Genomic DNA, 17,133 nt, shown 5'->3' with positions numbered 1-17,133 from the left:
TCGAAAAGCAATAAGGCGACGGCGCGGCATCCCGCAAGGGATATCCGCGCCGCGATAGATCCGTCCACAATCCAGGCGATTGTTACTGGGGCTGGGCCGTCGTCGCCGCATCCTGGGCGGCCTTTGCCGCTTCGGCTGCCCTTTCGGCTTCCACCTTGCGCCAGCGGCGAACGTTGGCATTGTGTTCGTCCAACGTCACGGCAAAGACGTGCCCGCCCGTACCATCGGCAACAAAGTAGAGTTCCGGGGTCCGCGACGGATTGGCGACTGCCTCGAGCGCTGCGCGACCGGGGTTGGCAATCGGTGTCGGAGGCAGCCCCTTGATCATGTAGGTATTATAGGGCGTGTTCTTGTCGAGGTCCGACTTCAGGATCGGCCGGTCCGCCGGCTTTCCGTCGCCGCCGAAAATGCCGTAGATGATCGTCGGGTCCGACTGCAGCCGCATGCCCTTGTCGAGCCGGTTGATGAAGACGGATGCCACGCGCGGACGCTCGTCGGCGCGACCGGTCTCCTTTTCAACGATCGATGCGAGCGTCACGAATTCTTCGACGGTCGAGACCGGAAGGTTCGGATCGCGCTTCTCCCAGATCTGATCGACTAGAGCCTTCTGCGCGGCCGCCATCTGCTGGACGATTTCCACCCGCTTGGTGCCGCGGGTAAACTTGTAGGTATCCGGCTTCAACGAGCCCTCGACCGGCAATTCTTTCGGCAGGTCACCGACGAGGACCTCGTCATCGGACAACCGCTGGAACATCTGCTTGACAGTCAGGCCTTCCGGCATCGACACGGAATAGAGAATGGACTTGCCGGATTTCAACAGCTGCATGATCTCCTGCATCGAAGATCCGGCCTTGATCTCGTACTCGCCGGCCTTCAGCGTGTCGTTGTCGAGGTAAGCCTCCGAAACGAACCGGAAGACCCGGCCGTCGGTGATGATGTTGCCGCGCTCAAGACCGCTGGCGATCTCGCTGATGCCGGCGCCGCCCCGGACGATGAAATTCTTGTTGGCCTCCAGCGGCCCGGCCTTTTCGTACTGATGCATCGCGTAATAGACCGTGCCGGCCGCTGCGAGTGCCACGAAAACGATGACGGTCATGACGAAGTTCAGGAAGATCACGACCTGGCTGCGCGCCTTGCGCGACCGCTTCGGCGGCTGCGGCGCCTTCTCGGGCCGCAGGGCTTCGCTTGCCGATTTCGGGATGATCGGCCCGTTGCTCCCGGTGTCACTGCGGCCGAATTGCGCCGCGCCGTTCTCGTTTGAGTCGCTCACGATTGTCCCGAACCCGAAATTCGCATCCTCATTCTAACTGCCGCGGTGCGAATTTCGGCCTGGACCGTGGCAGGTATAAAACTAACGTTTGGACCGCAGCCATCCGCATTAGAGGGCCGTGGAATAAATGGTCTCGCAGCGCCCGCCGGTCAACGGCGTTTTGGCTCAGAGACGGCCCGGCACAAGCCCGGCAATAGCAATACAACAAACTGTCAGATGTGCCTTGCGCGAACATAGCCGTCAGGCAGCGCCAATCCCTTTAGAAAGACGGCACGTCCTCCCGCTACATGCTTTTAGCGAGCAATGCGGCAAAAGCAGGATCAACGGGCCGATGATCAACACCGCCCGTTGATAAACCCCGGCAGGATCAAACGCCGGTGTAGCGGCGCAGGACCAGCGAAGCGTTCGTGCCCCCGAAGCCGAAGGAATTCGAAAGCGCGACGTTGATCTCGCGCTTGCGGGCGACATGCGGCACCAGATCGATCTTCGTCTCGACGGAAGGATTGTCGAGGTTGAGCGTCGGCGGCGCGATATTGTCGCGGATGGCCAGCGCCGAGAAGATCGCCTCGACGGCACCGGCAGCGCCCAGAAGGTGACCGATCGCCGATTTGGTCGAGGACATCGAGATCTTCGAGGCATGCTCTCCGACCAGCCGCTCTACAGCACCGAGCTCGATCGTATCGGCCATGGTGGAGGTGCCATGGGCGTTGATGTAGTCGACATCGGCCGCCGTCAGGCCCGCGCGCTTCAGCGCCATCTGCATGCAGCGGAACGCGCCGTCGCCATCTTCCGATGGTGCGGTGATATGGTAGGCATCGCCGGAAAGGCCGTAGCCGACAACCTCGGCATAGATCTTGGCGCCGCGAGCCTTGGCATGTTCCAATTCTTCCAGGACCACGATGCCCGCGCCTTCGCCCATGACGAAACCATCGCGGTCGATGTCGTAGGGGCGCGATGCCTTTTGCGGATCGTCGTTATGCTGCGTCGACAGCGCCTTGCAGGCGGCAAAGCCCGCAAGCGAGATGCGGCAGATCGGCGATTCGGCACCGCCGGCCACCATGACGTCGGCGTCACCGAGCGCAATCAGGCGCATCGCATCGCCGATGGCATGCGCACCGGTCGAGCACGCCGTGACGACGGAATGATTGGGACCGCGCAGCTTGTGGCGGATCGACACCTGGCCCGAAGCAAGGTTGATCAGACGGCCGGGGATGAAGAAGGGCGAAATACGGCGGGGGCCCTTGTCGCGCAGCGTATAGCCGCCCTCGACGATGCCCTCGAGACCGCCGATACCCGAGCCGATCAGAACGCCGGTTGCAATCTGGTCTTCGTCGTTTTGAGGTTTCCAGCCGGCGTCGGCCAGCGCCATGTCGGCGGCCGCCATCGCATAGACGATGAAAGGATCAACCTTACGCTGTTCCTTCGGCTCCATCCAGTCATCGGCATTGAAGGTGTTGTTCGAGCCATCGCCGAACGGAAGACGGCACGCGATCTTCGCAGGCAGATCCTCGACCTCGAATTCCGTGACCTTGCGCGCGGCATTATCGCCTGCGATCAGGCGCGCCCAAGTTGCCTCGGTTCCGCAACCCAAGGGAGATACCATGCCGGTACCGGTGATAACGACACGTCTCATAGTCCGCGACCCACCCTGACTGTTCAATTTCAGAGCCGGATCGGACCACGCGTAACGAACCCGATCCGTGCATCCATTTTAAGTTCTTGTAGCAACGATCAGAGGGAAATGCCGGACCGCATTGCTGATCGAGAACCCGCGCTCAGCGCGGGACAGCCCACTTCCCCTGGGCTGGTACGGGCCGCTGAACGCGGCCCGCCAAAGGCTAGACCGTAAAGATCAGGCCTGGGCCTTTTCGATGAACTTGACGGCGTCGCCGACGGTCAGGATCGAGTCAGCAGCATCGTCCGGGATTTCGACGCCGAATTCTTCTTCGAATGCCATGACCAATTCGACGGTGTCGAGCGAGTCCGCGCCGAGGTCATCGATAAAGCTTGCGCCTTCGCTGACCTTTTCGGCGTCGACGCCAAGATGATCAATAACAATTTTCTTTACGCGTTCTGCGATATCGCTCATGTCGGAGTTCCTCGACCTTCGTTTCTCTGGGCGCCTTCTGGCACCGGTACTCTCAATTAGCCTGATAGACCAAGACGGCCCACCGGGCAATCCATCCAACCAGAACCGCGGCAAACCCAAGACAGCCAAGGCTGCCGGTCACCTGGCGGGGCCGGTCGACTGCTAACAGTCATGGCCCGATTAACACGGTTTAACTCTGCCGCAAAGTGCGAAATTGCCTGACAATCGCTTGCTCAACATTGAATTTCAGGCATTTTGCAGGCGGTAAGCCGAAGCATTGCCGGGCAAGATCGCGCCCGTTCCCAGGCGCGGCATCGAGACCCGGAACACCGCATCAGATCATTGCCATGCCACCGTTGACGTGAATGGTCTGGCCGGTGACGTAGCCCGCCTCATTCGAAGCGAGATAAGCGACCGCAGACGCGATTTCGGCACCCGTGCCCATGCGCCGCATCGGGATCGCTCCCATGATGGCGTCCTTCTGCTTGTCGTTCAGCTTGCCGGTCATCGCGCTTTCGATGAAGCCCGGCGCGACACAGTTGACGGTGACGTTGCGGGTCGCGATTTCCTGGGCGAGCGACTTCGAAAAGCCGATCATGCCGGCCTTCGATGCACAATAGTTGGCCTGGCCGGGATTGCCGGTGACGCCGACGATCGACGTGATGTTGACGATGCGGCCAAAGCGGCGGCGCATCATCGGATGGGTGAGTTCGCGGGTGAGACGGAACACGGCGGTCAGGTTGACCTCGAGCACATTGTCCCAGTCCTCGTCGCTCATGCGAACGAACAGGCCGTCCTTGGTGATGCCGGCATTGTTGACGAGGATATCGACACCGCCGAGCTCGGCCTCAGCCTTCTCGCCGAGCGCCTTGACCTCGGCACGGTCGGACAGGTTGGCAGGAAACAGCTGGACCCGTTCGCCAAGTTCATTGGCAAGCGCCTCGAGCTTTTCGACGCGCGTGCCGTGCAGGCCGACGATTGCGCCCTGGGCGTGCAGCATGCGGGCGATTTCCTCGCCGATACCACCGGATGCGCCGGTGACAAGAGCCTTACGGCCGGAAAGATCGAACATCGGATTGATTCCTTATAACTGGAGCACTCAGGCCAGAAGCGCCGAGAGCGCGGTGTCGATATCGGCAGGCGAATTGACGGTGACGCCGGTGACGGACTTGTCGATCCGGCGGGCAAGTCCGGTGAGCACCTTGCCGGAACCCACTTCATAAAGTGTCGTGACGTTGTTGGCGGCAAACCACTCGACGGTCTCGCGCCAGCGAACCTGGCCGGTGACCTGTTCGACGAGAAGGCGCGCGATCTCGTCGGCGTCGCTGACCGGGGCGGCCAGGACATTGGCGATGACAGGCACGGACGGATTGTGCTTTGCGACCTTGGCCAGTGCCTCGCGCATGGCGTCGGCCGCCGGCGCCATCAGGCTCGAATGGAACGGGGCGGAGACCGGCAGCATCAGGGCACGCTTGGCGCCCTTCTCCGATGCCAGCGCGGCAGCCTTTTCGACAGCCACCTTCTCGCCTGAGATCACCAGCTGACCGCCGCCATTGTCATTGGCGATCTGGCAGGAACCGAGAGCGGACGCTTCGCGGCAGATGGCATCGACGTCGGCATGCTCAAGACCGATGATCGCCGCCATCGCGCCCTTGCCGACGGGCACGGCCGCCTGCATGGCGTTGCCGCGAATGCGCAGGAGGCGTGCCGTGTCGGCGATCGAGAAGGTGCCGGCGGCACAGAGGGCGGAATATTCGCCGAGTGAATGTCCGGCCACGAACGAGACCTTGCTCTTCAGGTCGAGCCCCTTGGCTTCGAGCACGCGGATGACCGCCATCGACACGGCCATCAGCGCCGGCTGGGCGTTGGCGGTCAGCGTCAGCGTTTCCTCGGGGCCGTTCCACATGGTGTCGGAGAGTTTCTCGCCGAGCGCGTCGTCAACCTCGGCAAACACCGCGGCTGCTTCCGGAAACGCGTCCGCCAGATCCTTGCCCATGCCGACAGCCTGGCTGCCCTGGCCCGGGAATGTGAATGCAATACTCATGGGATTGTCCCTTCCCTAGTTTTCCTCTCCATTCACATTCCTGAACGGTGAGTCAAGCACGCAGGCCCGGCTTTGCGGGCTTCGGCCGGCCTTTTGCCCTTGATCTTCGCCAATCAAGGCGTAAGTTTGCCGCGCATCGCCGCCCTACCCGACAGACCTCGACGGGCTCGCGGCCCTCACCCATTTCTATCGCGGGCACCCCTTCTTCCCGGGTCGAGACCCGCTCTCCACAAGGACCATCACGCAATGCGTTACAACACGCTTGGCCGGACCGGCATCAAGGTTTCCGAAATCTGCCTGGGCACCATGACCTGGGGTTCGCAGAACTCAGAGGCCGAGGCGCATGCACAACTCGACCACGCATTCGAGAGCGGCGTCAACTTCATCGACACCGCCGAACTCTACCCGACGACACCCCTTTCCGCGGAGACCTACGGCGATACCGAGCGCTTCATCGGCACGTGGCTGACCAAGCGCGGCCGCCGCGATGACGTCGTCGTCGCCACCAAGGTTGCCGGCTCCGGACGGCCCTATATCCGCAACGGCGGCCCGATCACGCCCGAAGGCATCGGCGAGGCCGTCGATGCCAGCCTCAAGCGGCTGAAGACTGACTACATCGACCTCTACCAGATCCATTGGCCGAACCGCGGCCACTACCATTTCCGCAATGCCTGGTCCTATGATCCGGCCAAACAGAACAAGGCCCATGTGGCCGCCGACCTCAAGGCTATCCTCGAAAAGCTCGGCGAAGTGGTCAAGTCAGGCAAGGTCCGCGCGATCGGCCTGTCGAACGACACTGCCTGGGGCACGATGAAGCTGATCGACATGGCCGAGCAACACGGCCTGCCACGGGTCGCCTCGATCCAGAACGAATACAATCTTCTCTATAGAGCCTACGATCTCGATCTCGCCGAGCTTTCGCATCATGAAGATGTGGGCCTTCTCGCCTACTCGCCGCTCGCCGCCGGCCTCTTGACCGGCAAGTATCTGGACGGCGCACGCCCGACCGGCTCGCGCCTTGCCATCAACGGCGATCTCGGCGGCCGCTTCACGCCGCACCAGGAACCGGCCGTCGCCGGCTACGTGGCGCTTGCCCGCGAGCATGGGATCGACCCGTCACAGCTGGCGATCGCCTTCTGCCTTGCACGGCCGTTCATGGCCTCCGCCATCATCGGCGCGACGTCGATGGAGCAGCTGAAGACGAACATCGGCGCCGCCGGCATCACCCTGTCCCAAGACGTCATGAACGGCATCCGCCGCCTGCACCGGCTCTACCCCATGCCGATCTGAGCACGCATGGCCGTTCCCCAGAGCAAAGCGGAACTTCTATCCGCCATCGACAGGGAATTCTCCAAACTCTGGCGCGAACTCGAAAACATTTCGCCGGAGCGATTCGCCGATCCGTCGCTGGAAGGACACGCCAAGGGCACGATAATGAGCGTTGGCGACCTCGTCGCCTACCTCATTGGCTGGGGCGAACTGGTGATCAAGTGGATCGAACGGGACGCACAGGGCCTGCCGGTCGATTTTCCCGAGGTGGGATACAAGTGGAATGAACTCGGCCGGCTCGCGCAGAAATTCTATAATGAGTACGGGGCGCTTTCACCCGCCGAACGCCTGTCGCGCCTCAAAGCCAGCAAAGAGACACTGGTTCGCCTGATCGAGGCGCGCGATGACCATGCGCTCTATGGTCACGCGTGGTACGGCAAATGGCCGCTTGGCCGGATGATCCAGTTCAACACGTCCTCGCCGTATGCCAACGCGCGCGGTCGTTTGCGCAAGTGGAAGAAGGTCAGAATCGGCATCTGAAAGGCAAAGCGTTGCGAAATGACCGCGCAAGCCTTGCCTTTCGCCGAAATATGCGTATAAGCGCGCTGTTCGAAATGCCCGGTCTTCTGGCTGGTGGCTGAACGGAGGGCCGGCTTCCTCGAGGGGAGCCGTTTAGGATTGCAAGTCTTTCCGGCCTCCCGTGTCTCCGCTCTCGACCGTCTCGATACAACACTTTCTTGCCGGCTGTCCGCAGCCACTAAGAACAGTCGTTGAGGCTTAGCCGCCGATGTCCGGGCTGATTAACGCAAGAAAGGTAAGCCACAATGGCTCTTTATGAACACGTATTCCTGGCCCGCCAGGACATCACGCCCCAGCAGGTCGACGGCCTCGTCGAGCAGTACAAGGGCGTTCTCGAAGCAAACGGCGGCAAGGTCGGTCGCGTCGAGAACTGGGGCCTCAAGTCCCTCACCTACCGCATCAAGAAGAACCGCAAGGCTCACTACGTTCTCATGGACATCGACGCTCCGGCAGCGGCTGTTCACGAAATCGAGCGTCAGATGCGCATCAACGAAGACGTCCTGCGCTACATGACGATCGCCGTTGAGAAGCACGAAGAAGGTGCGTCTGCAATGATGCAGAAGCGCGACCGCGACGACCGTCCGCGCCGCGATGGCGACCGTCCGGAGCGTGGCTTCGGCGACCGTGGTCCGCGTCCGGACCGTGGCGACCGCGAAGACCGCCCGCGTCGTCCGCGCGAAGACCGCGCGTAATCAAGAAGCTTTAGGAGATTAAAGACAATGGCTGAAGTTTCTTCCGCTCCGGTTCGCCGCCCGTTCCACCGTCGCCGCAAGACCTGCCCCTTCTCGGGCGCAAACGCACCGCGGATCGACTACAAGGACATCCGTCTTCTGCAGCGCTACATTTCCGAGCGCGGCAAGATCGTTCCTTCCCGCATCACGGCCGTTTCCCAGAAGAAGCAGCGCGAACTCGCCCAGGCGATCAAGCGCGCCCGCTTCCTCGGCCTTCTGCCCTACGTCGTTTCGTAAGATCGGCTGACCTTCCGTCGGTCGCCTGACTCGACGGAAACCGAAATCTGGGCAAGGCGCTCGCTTTACGTGATGCCTTGCCCTCTCCCTTCCGCGTTGGGCGCGGATCGGAACCCCGATGTGGAGACACATCGAAAATCCCATGTTGGGGCTGAGCTTTCAGCCAACCCCTAACTGCACGAAGCAGGACAGCGAACGTGAAGACCTTGAACAAGACATCGCTGCTGACCGGTGGCCTCGCCGGCGTTACCGCTGCCCTCCTGTCGATGGGCGCGAATACGCAGTCGTCGCTTGCGATCGTTCTTTATGCCGCTTCGGCACTCCCCATTCTCATTGCCGGCCTCGGCTGGGGCAATGCAGCCGCGATCACGGCGATCGTCAGCGCCGGCGTTGCCGCTGCCGCGCTGATCTCCCCGTATTTCGCGCTTTTGATCCTGGTCGTGACGCTGATCCCGGCCGGCTGGCTCAGCCATCTCGCAAACCTTGCGCGCCCCGCGAGCGAACTCGGTGGCCCGGACGGCGCGCTTGCCTGGTATCCGCTCTCCGACATATTGAGCCACCTCGCCGGACTGGTGACGGCCGGCATGATCATCGTCGGCTTCATCGTCGGATATGATTCCGCCGTGTCCGACCGCATGGTCGACATCGTCATCCAGGCGGTGAAAGCACAGGAACCGCTCTACAATCCGGATCCCGCAGCGATCGCCCAGATCAAGTCGATCTTCACGCTGGCACTGCCGCTGATCCAGGGTGCCGTCTGGGTGGTAATGCTGTTTACCGCCTACTATGTCGCTACCCGCATCGTACAGATGTCGGGCAAGTCGCTGCGCCCGCGCGAGGACATTCCCTCGACGCTGCGCATGCACCGCAACGCGATCTTCATCTTTCTGGGCGGCCTGGTCCTGACGTTCCTCGGCGGTGCACCGGCCACGATCGGCGCGCTCGTCTGCGGCACATTCGGCGCAGGTTTCCTGCTGGCCGGCTTTGCTTCCTTCCATTTCCGCACCCGCGGCAAGTCCTGGCGGCTTCCCGTGCTGTGGATCGCATACCTGTCGGTGCTCGTGTTCACGATCCCGGCAATCTTCTTCCTCCTTACGGGACTGACCGATACGCGACGCACCATCGCGGTCACCCCCGTGGGAAAAAACTGACCCAAAACCTGAACTCTGAAAGGACAAGATCATGGAAGTCATTCTTCTCGAACGTATCGCCAAGCTCGGCCAGATGGGCGAAACCGTAAAGGTTCGCGACGGCTTCGCACGCAACTACCTGCTGCCGCTCGGCAAGGCACTGCGCGCCAACGCTGCCAACAAGGCACGCTTCGAATCCGAGCGCTCGACGCTCGAAGCCCGTAACCTCGAGCGCAAGTCGGAAGCCCAGAAGGTTGCCGAGAAGCTCGAAGGCAAGTCCTTCATCATCGTGCGTTCGGCTGGCGAAACCGGTCAGCTCTACGGTTCGGTTGCTGCGCGCGACGTTATCGAAGTTCTGGCTGCCGGCGGCTTCAACATCGGCCGCAACCAGGTCGACCTGAACCACCCGATCAAGTCGATCGGCCTGCACAACGTCACGCTGCACCTGCATTCGGAAGTCGAAATCGCAGTTGAAGTCAACGTTGCCCGTTCGGCAGAAGAAGCCGAGCGCCAGGCTAAGGGCGAAAGCCTGACCTCGGCCGACGCCATCTACGGCGTTGACGAAGATGCCCTGAAGCCGGAAGACTTCTTCAACCCGGAAGCCGAATTCGACGGCGAAGAAGAATAAGCCTCATAGGCCATTCTGATTGCGAAAGCCCGGATCTCACGATCCGGGCTTTTTCTTTGCCGTGGGCTCAAAGCATTTGCGAGGAAGAGCGCGGAGCGGTTCTATGTCAGGACATGCGCAGAAACGGAAACGTCTCAGGTCCGGGCAGGCACAGCCGACGGTGCCATATCCTTGTCGACGCGCACGACGACGGACAAGCCGGGCGACAGCAGATCGGCGAGCGGCTGGCCGGGATCGACCGCGATCCGGACACCGACGCGCTGGGCGACCTTGGTGAAATTGCCGGTGGCATTGTCCGGACGGATGATGCTGAACTCCGATCCGGCAGCCGGCGAAAAGCGCTCGATGTGCCCGGTCAGCGTGTTTTTCTGCAGGGCGTCGACCGAGATGGTCACCGGCTGGCCGGCCTTCATGCCGTCAAGCTGTGTTTCCTTGAAATTGGCAAGCACCCAGACATCGTGCGGCACGACGAACAGCAGTTGCGAGCCGGGCGTGACATACTGGCCAAGGCGCGCGCCGATCTCGCCGAGCTTGCCGTCGCGAGGGGCGACGATGCGCGTGTTTTCGAGATCGATCCGTGCCAGTTCGACGGCGGCCTCAGCGCCCGAAACGGTGGCCTGCAGGCCGGCGCGAGCGCCGAGCGTGGTGGCAAGCGCCTGGCGGGAGACCTCCAGTCCGGCCTCGGCCTGCCTGACCGCCGCGACCGCCTGCTCGAACGCTGCTTTCGACTGATCCGCCTCGCTGCGGGTGGAGATGCCTTTTTCGGCCAACGGCCGGATCCGGTCCCAGGCGGCGCTCGCCCTGTTGAAGGCCGCCTTGGCGCTGTCGAGTTGCGCATCGCTGGCAGCGATGCCCGCCTTGCCCGACAATTCCTGCTGGCGCGAATTCGCTAGCGCTGCCTGCTGGGCGGCGAGTGTGGCTTGCGCCTGCGCCAGCTTCTGCGCGTAGATGCGATCGTCGATCTTGACGAGCAGTTGCCCGGCCTTGACCTCCTCGTAATCGTGGACCGCAACCTCGGCGACATAACCGGACAGTTGCGGGCTCATGATCGTCAGGTAGCCCCGGACATAGGCGTTCTCCGTCATTTCCACCGAACTGTGAAACGGCGGCAGGCGCCAGGCGTAGAGAACCAGGGACAAGCCGCAAAGGCCTGCCAGCAGCACGATGATCGTGGTGGGTGAGCGCAAGGATTTCAGCATGGCGGTCAACTCTGTTCGTTGGTGGAGAGAGCGGCCGCGCGAGGTGCAAGCCGCTTGTAGACGATATGCGCAAGCAGGCCGGCAAGCGCGCATAGCGCAATGCCGGATGCGAGCAGAAAGGCGTCGTTGTAGGCGAGGATGTTGGCTTCCCGCGTGACCTGCTGGCCGAGGAGCGCGACGCCTTCGCCGCTGAGCAGGGCCCTGTCGCCGATCACGCGGCCATAGGCCGATGCCAGCTGGCTGATACGCTGGGCAATCAGCGGGTTCGACATGACGACCTGTTCGGCCAGCATGTTGGAATGGAACTTTTCGCGCAGTGTGACGAAGCTGCCGAAGGCTGCCGTGCCGATCAGGCCGCCGATGCTCTGCGTGAAGAGGAAGATGACGATGAAGCTCAGAATGTAGCTCGGCCCCTTCATCAACGCCGCCTTGAAGCCACTGGCCATGGCCGGCGGCAGGAACAGCGCGGTTCCCCCCGCAATCATCGCCTGGCTCAGATACATCTGTTCGGGCCGCGTCAGGTTGGTCGCCTGGCTGTCGATGTAGGCGCCTGCGGCCAGTAGGCTTAGCGCCAGAACATGCACGAATTCGGCGTGGCCGGGGTTCATCTGCGCAGCGCACAGAAGCCCGCCGGCAATCGATGCGCCGAGAATGATCCAGTAGAGCGTCGCGACCTGCTCGAACTGCAAGCCCAGCAGCTGATAGAAGTTTGCGGCGATCGCCGACTGTTCGGAGGCGACAAGGCGAAAGACCAGCAGAACCGCGGTAAAATGCAGGATCTCCTTGGAAGCGAGCCAGCGAATGTCGATCAGCGGCAGCGCGCGGTTGAGTTCGATCAGCACCACTGTCGTCAGCGCCACGATCGCGACGGCCAGGAGCACGCCGAGCCACGGGGCCTCGAACCACCAGTAGAGCCGGCCCATGGTCAGGACGATGGCGATGCAGCCGAACCCCAGCGCCACCAACAGGTAGCTGAGGATATCGGTGCGCTGGATTACCTTGGCATGCGGCACCGGCGTCAGCGGCAGCAGGTAGATGATCGGCAGCGCCATCAGCGCCAGCGCCATTTCGAGCGTATAAAGCCCATGCCACTGGCCATACTCGATCAACGTCGGCGAAATCAGCCGCGTGATCGGTGCAGAAATCGTCGTGCAGGTCAGGGCCAGCGCGAGCCCGACCGTCAGCTTGCGCGCCGGCGGGAAGGCCTCGAGCATGTAGAGGAAACCGAGCGTCGACATCGGCGCCGCCGCGATGCCGCTGATGAAGCGCACGACGATCGCCGACTGCAGATCGGAAACGAAGACGTTCATCAAGGACACGACCACAAAACCGACGATGCCGATTTCGGCAAACCGGCGCAGCCCGTATTGTGCGCGGATCTTCACCAGCGCGATGGAGAGCGAAACGTTCGGCGCCATATAGGCGGCCGACAGCCAGGCGGCCTCGATCGCGGTTGCGGAAAGCGAGCCCTGAAGCTGGGTGAGATTGGCCAGCGCCAGGTTCATGCCGAGACCTTGCGTGAGGAACAGCAACGCAGAACAGACCATGTAGGTGGCGGATCTTGCGACACTCATCGGCTCCGGCGCGGGTGCCGATGCCGCCGCGGGCGGCGTGGGCACTGGCTCCTCCGCCGCCGCTGCATCCTCGACATCGCCGTGCCGGTTGTCATTTGCTGGACTGGTCGTGGCGGCACGCATCGCCGTCAGTCCTTGGCGAGCAATTGAACGTTGTCGGCGATGGTGCGAACGACCTTCAGGGTCGCTGCAACTTCGCCAGGCTCGACACCGCGCAGGACGTCTGCGCGGATCTCATCTGCGAGCTTGAGGATTTCATCAGCAATGTTGCGGCCAAGTTCGGTCATGTGGATCTGCTTGGCCCTGCGGTCCGACACTTCGACCCGGCGCTCGATAAACCCCTGCTTTTCCATGCCGTCCAGAAGACGCACGATCGTCGGCGTCTCGATCTCGAGTTCGTCGGCAAGTTCCCGCTGGTTCAAGCCATCCTTCCTGGTCAACGCGAACAGCGCCCTCGCCCGCGGCAAGGTCAACCCGCGCTCCTTCACCCTGGCATCGAAGACGGCGCGCAGCTTGCGATTGACTATCGACAAGGCGTCGAACAATTCCCGATTGACTATGGGCTGGTACATGGTTCCTTTTCCATATTAGTAGCATGCTAATTATTTTATTCCTATCTAATCTATCCGGTGGAAATTTTCAAGACGGAGTTTTGAGGGAGACGGCGAACGGCGCTAGAATTGTCGCAAGCCGCGGGTCGCAGCGATTCGCAGCGTCAATGTCGTTTTTCATGCAGCCTTAATTTTTTTCCGCTTTGTGGCGTCAACCTGTGGATCAGTCGAACAACGGGCAAAGGCGGCAGGTGGCGCGACAAGCCCAGCGACTGTGTCCCTGATGCACTTGACCGGCAGAGCCCCAGACAGCAAACCGGGTGCACACCAGAAAAGGCAGAGACAAACAACCATGAACGACGCAGCGCGAAAGCTCGCCCCTATCGGCAAGGATCAGTCGGACCAGCATTACCGCGAGGCGCCGAACAACCTTGAAGCCGAACAGGCACTGCTCGGTGCGATCCTGGTCAACAATGACGCCTTCTATCGCGTCTCGGACTTTCTGAAGCCCGTTCATCTGTTCGAGCCGCTGCATCGCCGCATCTACGAGGTTGCCGGCGACATCATCCGCATGGGCAAGACCGCCAACCCGGTGACGATCAAGACCTTCCTCAAGGCCGACGAAAAGGTCGGCGACCTGACGGTTGCACAATACCTCGCGCGTCTGGCCGCTGGCGCCGTCTCGATCATCAACGCGGAAGACTACGGCCGCGCCATCTACGACCTGGCGCTGCGCCGCTCGCTGATCACCATCGGCGAGGACATGGTCAACATCGCCTTCGACGCGCCGCTCGACATGCCGCCGCAGGGCCAGATCGAGGATGCGGAACGCCGCCTGTTCGAACTTGCCGAGACCGGTCGCTACGATGGCGGCTTCCAGTCCTTCAACGACGCGGTGGCGCTGGCCATCGACATGGCCGGCCAGGCTTTTGAACGCGACGGCAGCCTTTCCGGCATTTCGACGGGCATCCTGTCGCTCGACGCCCGCATGGGCGGTCTGCAGCGCTCCGACTTGATCGTGCTTGCCGGACGCCCCGGCATGGGCAAGACATCGCTTGCCACCAACATCGCCTACAACATCGCCGCCGCCTATGATCCCGAGGTGCAGGCGGACGGTTCGTTCAAGGCCAAGAACGGCGGCGTCGTCGGCTTCTATTCGCTCGAAATGTCGTCCGAACAGCTGGCAACCCGTATCATTTCCGAGCAGACCGAAGTGTCCTCCTCGAAGATCCGCCGCGGCGACATCTCCGAAGCCGATTTCGAAAAGCTCGTCGCCTGCTCGCAGATGATGCAGAAGGTGCCGCTGTTCATCGACCAGACCGGTGGTATCTCGATTGCCCAGCTCTCGGCCCGCGCCCGCCGCCTGAAGCGCCAGCGTGGTCTCGACTGCCTGGTGGTCGACTACATCCAGCTCATGACCGGCTCGGGCAAGTCGAGCGACAACCGCGTGCAGGAAATCACCCAGATCACCACCGGCCTGAAAGCGCTCGGCAAGGAACTGAACGTGCCGATCATCGCGCTGTCCCAGCTTTCCCGTGGGGTGGAAAGCCGTGAAGACAAGCGCCCGCAGCTCTCCGACCTTCGCGAATCAGGCTCGATCGAGCAGGACGCCGACGTGGTGCTCTTCGTGTTCCGCGAAGAATACTACGTGAAGAACCTCGAGCCCCGCGACGAGTTCGACCCGAAGTATGACGAGTGGAAGATGAAGATGGAGCAGGTGAAGGGCACGGCCGACGTGATCATCGCCAAGCAGCGTCACGGACCGACCGGCACGGTAAAGCTCGCCTTCCAGTCGGAATTCACCCGCTTTACCGATCTCGCCGATCCGTCCTTCACCCAGTACGAAGAACACTGAGACATCTCTGGGGGCGTTTTACGCCCCCAGCGCCATCCTGAGGATCGCCACGGTCACGACGCCGGCAGCGACTGCGGCGAGCAGCGGCAGGCGCATGGCGACCAGCGCCGTCACAACGGTCGCGATGGTTTCGGCCGGACCGGTGACCAGCGCCGTCGGCGCGATCACCGCCATCAACACGGCGGGCGGGATCGCCTCCAGCGCGCGCCTTTGTGCTTCCCCGATCGTCACGAACCGAATGAGCACCAGCCCGCCGATGCGGGTGGCGACGGTTGCGATCGCCATCGCGACGATGGCAAGAAGCGTGTTCGGATCGATCGTCATGCGTGTGCCTCCTCACGGCGACGGCCCGTCAGGATCGCGACTGCGACACCTGCGGCCGCGCCGGCGGCGATGTACCAGACGCCGGGCAGGAAATGATGTGTCAGCACCGCGGCAGCGGCGCTGGCGGCCAGCACAGCCCCGGTCTCCCGCCCCTTCCAGAAGCTCATCACCAGCACGATGAAGACGGCGGGAAAGGCGAAATCGAGCCCCGTCACCTTCGGGTCGCCGAGAAACGCGCCGAGCAGGGCACCCGCGAGGCTGGTCGTCACCCACACGAGATAGAAGGGCACGGCGAGCCCGGCAAACCACGCTGGTGTCAGCTTGCCCTCTCTCGCCCGCATTTCCGCCATCGCCCAGATCTCGTCGGCGAGCAGCAGCATTGAGGCGTATTTCGCCGGACCTGAGAAACCTTGCAGCCTGGCGCCGAGCGATGCGCTCATCAGCACATGCCGGATATTGACCAGCAAGGCGGAAAAGGCGAGTGCGGCCCAGGTTGCCGGGTGTGTCCAGATGTCCATGGCGACGAATTGCGAGCCACCGGCAAAAACCAGCGCGCTCATCAATGTCACCTCTGCACCCGAAAGCCCCTTGCCGGCGGCGACAGCGCCGAACACCAGCCCGATCGGCATGACCGCAACGATCAACGGCGCCATCGCCATGGCCCCGGCCCTAAACTCTGGAAAGAATCCCGTATCGCGCAATGCTCTTGTCTCCTGGTCGATGGCGAACGCAGGACATTTAGGCGCGGTCGGGTGGAGCGTATTGAACGAAAGTGATCAACCGGCGCGAAAAGCACCCGGCGTAACGCCGGTTCGGGCCTTGAAGTGGCGGCTGAAATGCGCCTGATCGGCAAAGCCGCATTGATAGGCCGTGTCGACCGCCGACCAGCCATGGCGCAGCAATGTCTTTGCCGCCCGCACGCGCTTGTCCGTCAGGAACGCATGCGGCGTGATGTGGAATTGCCGACGAAAAGCCCGGATCAGATGGGCGCGACTGAGGCCGGCAACCTTCGCCAGTTCGTCGAGGCCGATGTCCTCGGCGTAATTCTCGGTCAGGTAGTCGCGAGCACGTTGCACCGCCGACTGTTCGCGCGTTTCGACCGGCACGATGATCGAACTGCCGTGCCGCTCGAACATGGTGGCAAGCACCCCGAACATGCGCTCCTCGGCCTCGAGCGCACCCGTTGCCTGCTCCATCGCCCTATGTGCGTGATAGAAGGCGTGAGCCAGATCCGGGTCACGCAGCATGCGCCGTGAAAAGGACGGCGTTCCCTTGAACGGCCGGCCGGTGACGTCTTCCAGGATGTTCACCAGCAGTTCGATGCTCGGATAGACCATGCGGTAGCGATAACCGCCGCCGCCCGGATGGCCGTCGTGGATTTCGTCCGGGTTGATCAGATAGAAATCGCCAGGCCCCGCCTGCGACCGCTCACCCCTGATCTTGCTGATCTGCGAGCCAGCCTCGATCGCGCCGATGCTGAAGGTGTCATGCGCGTGCGGCGCAAATTCGTGGGTGATGAAGGTTGCCGTCAGGCATTCCATGCCGTCAAAACGCTGGTCCCGCCAGAAGCGGGTCCTCTCCGCGCCTTCCAGCGGCATGACATCCAGAGCCTGTTCCTGCGAAATCGTATGCATCGGACAATCCTAGCGTCCC

The 17,133-nt window shown here is 62.3% G+C and carries 18 protein-coding genes; 7 read left to right on the top strand and 11 right to left on the bottom strand.

The window, feature by feature from the left end; genetic code table 11:
• Positions 1-82: 82 nt before the first annotated feature.
• From mltG to fabD, 5 genes are all read right to left on the bottom strand, one after another.
• Positions 83-1,270, bottom strand: a complete 1,188-nt coding sequence (gene mltG, locus RTP54_RS05735) for an endolytic transglycosylase MltG (protein WP_312361493.1) — start codon at positions 1,268-1,270, stop codon at positions 83-85.
• 367 nt (positions 1,271-1,637) lie between these two features.
• Positions 1,638-2,903: a beta-ketoacyl-ACP synthase II gene (fabF, locus tag RTP54_RS05730; RefSeq protein ID WP_112818464.1), complete on the bottom strand. Its 1,266-nt coding sequence runs from the start codon at positions 2,901-2,903 to the stop codon at positions 1,638-1,640.
• 219 nt (positions 2,904-3,122) lie between these two features.
• Positions 3,123-3,359, bottom strand: a complete 237-nt coding sequence (locus tag RTP54_RS05725) for an acyl carrier protein (protein WP_003531676.1) — start codon at positions 3,357-3,359, stop codon at positions 3,123-3,125.
• A 334-nt stretch (positions 3,360-3,693) separates the two neighbouring features.
• Positions 3,694-4,431 carry a 3-oxoacyl-[acyl-carrier-protein] reductase gene (gene fabG, locus RTP54_RS05720; protein ID WP_077498685.1) on the bottom strand — a complete coding sequence of 246 codons (738 nt, stop codon included), beginning with the start codon at positions 4,429-4,431 and terminating at the stop codon, positions 3,694-3,696.
• Between the two features lie 27 nt (positions 4,432-4,458).
• A complete protein-coding gene (gene fabD / locus RTP54_RS05715; RefSeq protein ID WP_112818465.1) occupies positions 4,459-5,403 on the bottom strand; it encodes an ACP S-malonyltransferase in 945 nt (314 codons plus the stop codon).
• Between the two features lie 246 nt (positions 5,404-5,649).
• Between fabD and RTP54_RS05710 the strand changes: the two genes are divergently transcribed.
• From RTP54_RS05710 to rplI, 6 genes are all read left to right on the top strand, one after another.
• Positions 5,650-6,693 carry an aldo/keto reductase gene (locus tag RTP54_RS05710; protein WP_312361490.1) on the top strand — a complete coding sequence of 348 codons (1,044 nt, stop codon included), beginning with the start codon at positions 5,650-5,652 and terminating at the stop codon, positions 6,691-6,693.
• Between the two features lie 6 nt (positions 6,694-6,699).
• The gene (locus RTP54_RS05705) at positions 6,700-7,212 is read left to right on the top strand and encodes a ClbS/DfsB family four-helix bundle protein (RefSeq protein ID WP_312361488.1); all 513 of its coding nucleotides are present in this window, start codon (positions 6,700-6,702) and stop codon (positions 7,210-7,212) included.
• Between the two features lie 284 nt (positions 7,213-7,496).
• Positions 7,497-7,943, top strand: a complete 447-nt coding sequence (rpsF, locus tag RTP54_RS05700) for a 30S ribosomal protein S6 (RefSeq protein ID WP_112810037.1) — start codon at positions 7,497-7,499, stop codon at positions 7,941-7,943.
• A gap of 27 nt (positions 7,944-7,970) precedes the next feature.
• Positions 7,971-8,219 carry a 30S ribosomal protein S18 gene (rpsR, locus tag RTP54_RS05695; protein ID WP_025426448.1) on the top strand — a complete coding sequence of 83 codons (249 nt, stop codon included), beginning with the start codon at positions 7,971-7,973 and terminating at the stop codon, positions 8,217-8,219.
• Between the two features lie 197 nt (positions 8,220-8,416).
• Positions 8,417-9,370, top strand: coding sequence for a DUF2232 domain-containing protein (locus tag RTP54_RS05690; RefSeq protein WP_112818468.1), 954 nt, complete (start codon positions 8,417-8,419; stop codon positions 9,368-9,370).
• A gap of 31 nt (positions 9,371-9,401) precedes the next feature.
• Entirely contained in the window at positions 9,402-9,977 is a 576-nt protein-coding gene (gene rplI, locus RTP54_RS05685; protein WP_112810039.1) for a 50S ribosomal protein L9, read from the top strand.
• A gap of 134 nt (positions 9,978-10,111) precedes the next feature.
• On the opposite strand, the gene RTP54_RS05680 is transcribed toward rplI, so the two are convergent.
• From RTP54_RS05680 to RTP54_RS05670, 3 genes are all read right to left on the bottom strand, one after another.
• Complete coding sequence (locus RTP54_RS05680) at positions 10,112-11,176, bottom strand: HlyD family secretion protein (protein WP_112810093.1); 1,065 nt, start codon at positions 11,174-11,176, stop codon at positions 10,112-10,114.
• A 5-nt stretch (positions 11,177-11,181) separates the two neighbouring features.
• Complete coding sequence (locus RTP54_RS05675) at positions 11,182-12,750, bottom strand: MFS transporter (RefSeq protein ID WP_312363189.1); 1,569 nt, start codon at positions 12,748-12,750, stop codon at positions 11,182-11,184.
• A gap of 128 nt (positions 12,751-12,878) precedes the next feature.
• Positions 12,879-13,322, bottom strand: a complete 444-nt coding sequence (locus RTP54_RS05670; protein WP_312361482.1) for a MarR family transcriptional regulator — start codon at positions 13,320-13,322, stop codon at positions 12,879-12,881.
• Positions 13,323-13,653: 331 nt separating this feature from the next.
• On the opposite strand from RTP54_RS05670, the gene RTP54_RS05665 reads away from it, so the two are divergent.
• Positions 13,654-15,156, top strand: a complete 1,503-nt coding sequence (locus RTP54_RS05665) for a replicative DNA helicase (RefSeq protein ID WP_112810041.1) — start codon at positions 13,654-13,656, stop codon at positions 15,154-15,156.
• Positions 15,157-15,174: 18 nt separating this feature from the next.
• Here RTP54_RS05665 and RTP54_RS05660 read toward each other — a convergent pair whose 3' ends face one another.
• The 3 genes from RTP54_RS05660 to RTP54_RS05650 form a co-directional block, all read right to left on the bottom strand.
• On the bottom strand, positions 15,175-15,480 hold the full coding sequence (locus RTP54_RS05660; RefSeq protein WP_112810042.1) for an AzlD family protein: 306 nt from the start codon (positions 15,478-15,480) through the stop codon (positions 15,175-15,177).
• Positions 15,477-16,133, bottom strand: a complete 657-nt coding sequence (locus RTP54_RS05655; protein WP_312363188.1) for an AzlC family ABC transporter permease — start codon at positions 16,131-16,133, stop codon at positions 15,477-15,479. Before RTP54_RS05655 ends, RTP54_RS05660 begins: the two co-directional genes overlap by 4 nt.
• Positions 16,134-16,256: 123 nt before the next feature.
• On the bottom strand, positions 16,257-17,114 hold the full coding sequence (locus RTP54_RS05650) for an AraC family transcriptional regulator (RefSeq protein WP_112810043.1): 858 nt from the start codon (positions 17,112-17,114) through the stop codon (positions 16,257-16,259).
• Positions 17,115-17,133: the final 19 nt, after the last annotated feature.

Source organism: Ensifer sp. (genome assembly GCF_031989085.1).
Taxonomy (GTDB): domain Bacteria; phylum Pseudomonadota; class Alphaproteobacteria; order Rhizobiales; family Rhizobiaceae; genus Ensifer.
Note: the sequence above shows the minus strand (reverse complement) of the source record. Positions and strands in the feature narration are given on the sequence as shown.

Coding starts and splice junctions, on each gene's coding strand:
- RTP54_RS05670 (WP_312361482.1), bottom strand. CDS start 13,322: ATGTACCAGCCCATAGTCAATCGGGAATTGTTCGACGCCTTGTCGATA.
- RTP54_RS05725 (WP_003531676.1), bottom strand. CDS start 3,359: ATGAGCGATATCGCAGAACGCGTAAAGAAAATTGTTATTGATCATCTT.
- RTP54_RS05710 (WP_312361490.1), top strand. CDS start 5,650: ATGCGTTACAACACGCTTGGCCGGACCGGCATCAAGGTTTCCGAAATC.
- RTP54_RS05680 (WP_112810093.1), bottom strand. CDS start 11,176: ATGCTGAAATCCTTGCGCTCACCCACCACGATCATCGTGCTGCTGGCA.
- fabF (WP_112818464.1), bottom strand. CDS start 2,903: ATGAGACGTGTCGTTATCACCGGTACCGGCATGGTATCTCCCTTGGGT.
- RTP54_RS05705 (WP_312361488.1), top strand. CDS start 6,700: ATGGCCGTTCCCCAGAGCAAAGCGGAACTTCTATCCGCCATCGACAGG.
- fabD (WP_112818465.1), bottom strand. CDS start 5,403: ATGAGTATTGCATTCACATTCCCGGGCCAGGGCAGCCAGGCTGTCGGC.
- rpsR (WP_025426448.1), top strand. CDS start 7,971: ATGGCTGAAGTTTCTTCCGCTCCGGTTCGCCGCCCGTTCCACCGTCGC.
- RTP54_RS05655 (WP_312363188.1), bottom strand. CDS start 16,133: ATGGCGCCGTTGATCGTTGCGGTCATGCCGATCGGGCTGGTGTTCGGC.
- RTP54_RS05665 (WP_112810041.1), top strand. CDS start 13,654: ATGAACGACGCAGCGCGAAAGCTCGCCCCTATCGGCAAGGATCAGTCG.
- RTP54_RS05675 (WP_312363189.1), bottom strand. CDS start 12,750: ATGAGTGTCGCAAGATCCGCCACCTACATGGTCTGTTCTGCGTTGCTG.
- rpsF (WP_112810037.1), top strand. CDS start 7,497: ATGGCTCTTTATGAACACGTATTCCTGGCCCGCCAGGACATCACGCCC.
- RTP54_RS05650 (WP_112810043.1), bottom strand. CDS start 17,114: ATGCATACGATTTCGCAGGAACAGGCTCTGGATGTCATGCCGCTGGAA.
- rplI (WP_112810039.1), top strand. CDS start 9,402: ATGGAAGTCATTCTTCTCGAACGTATCGCCAAGCTCGGCCAGATGGGC.
- RTP54_RS05660 (WP_112810042.1), bottom strand. CDS start 15,480: ATGACGATCGATCCGAACACGCTTCTTGCCATCGTCGCGATGGCGATC.
- fabG (WP_077498685.1), bottom strand. CDS start 4,431: ATGTTCGATCTTTCCGGCCGTAAGGCTCTTGTCACCGGCGCATCCGGT.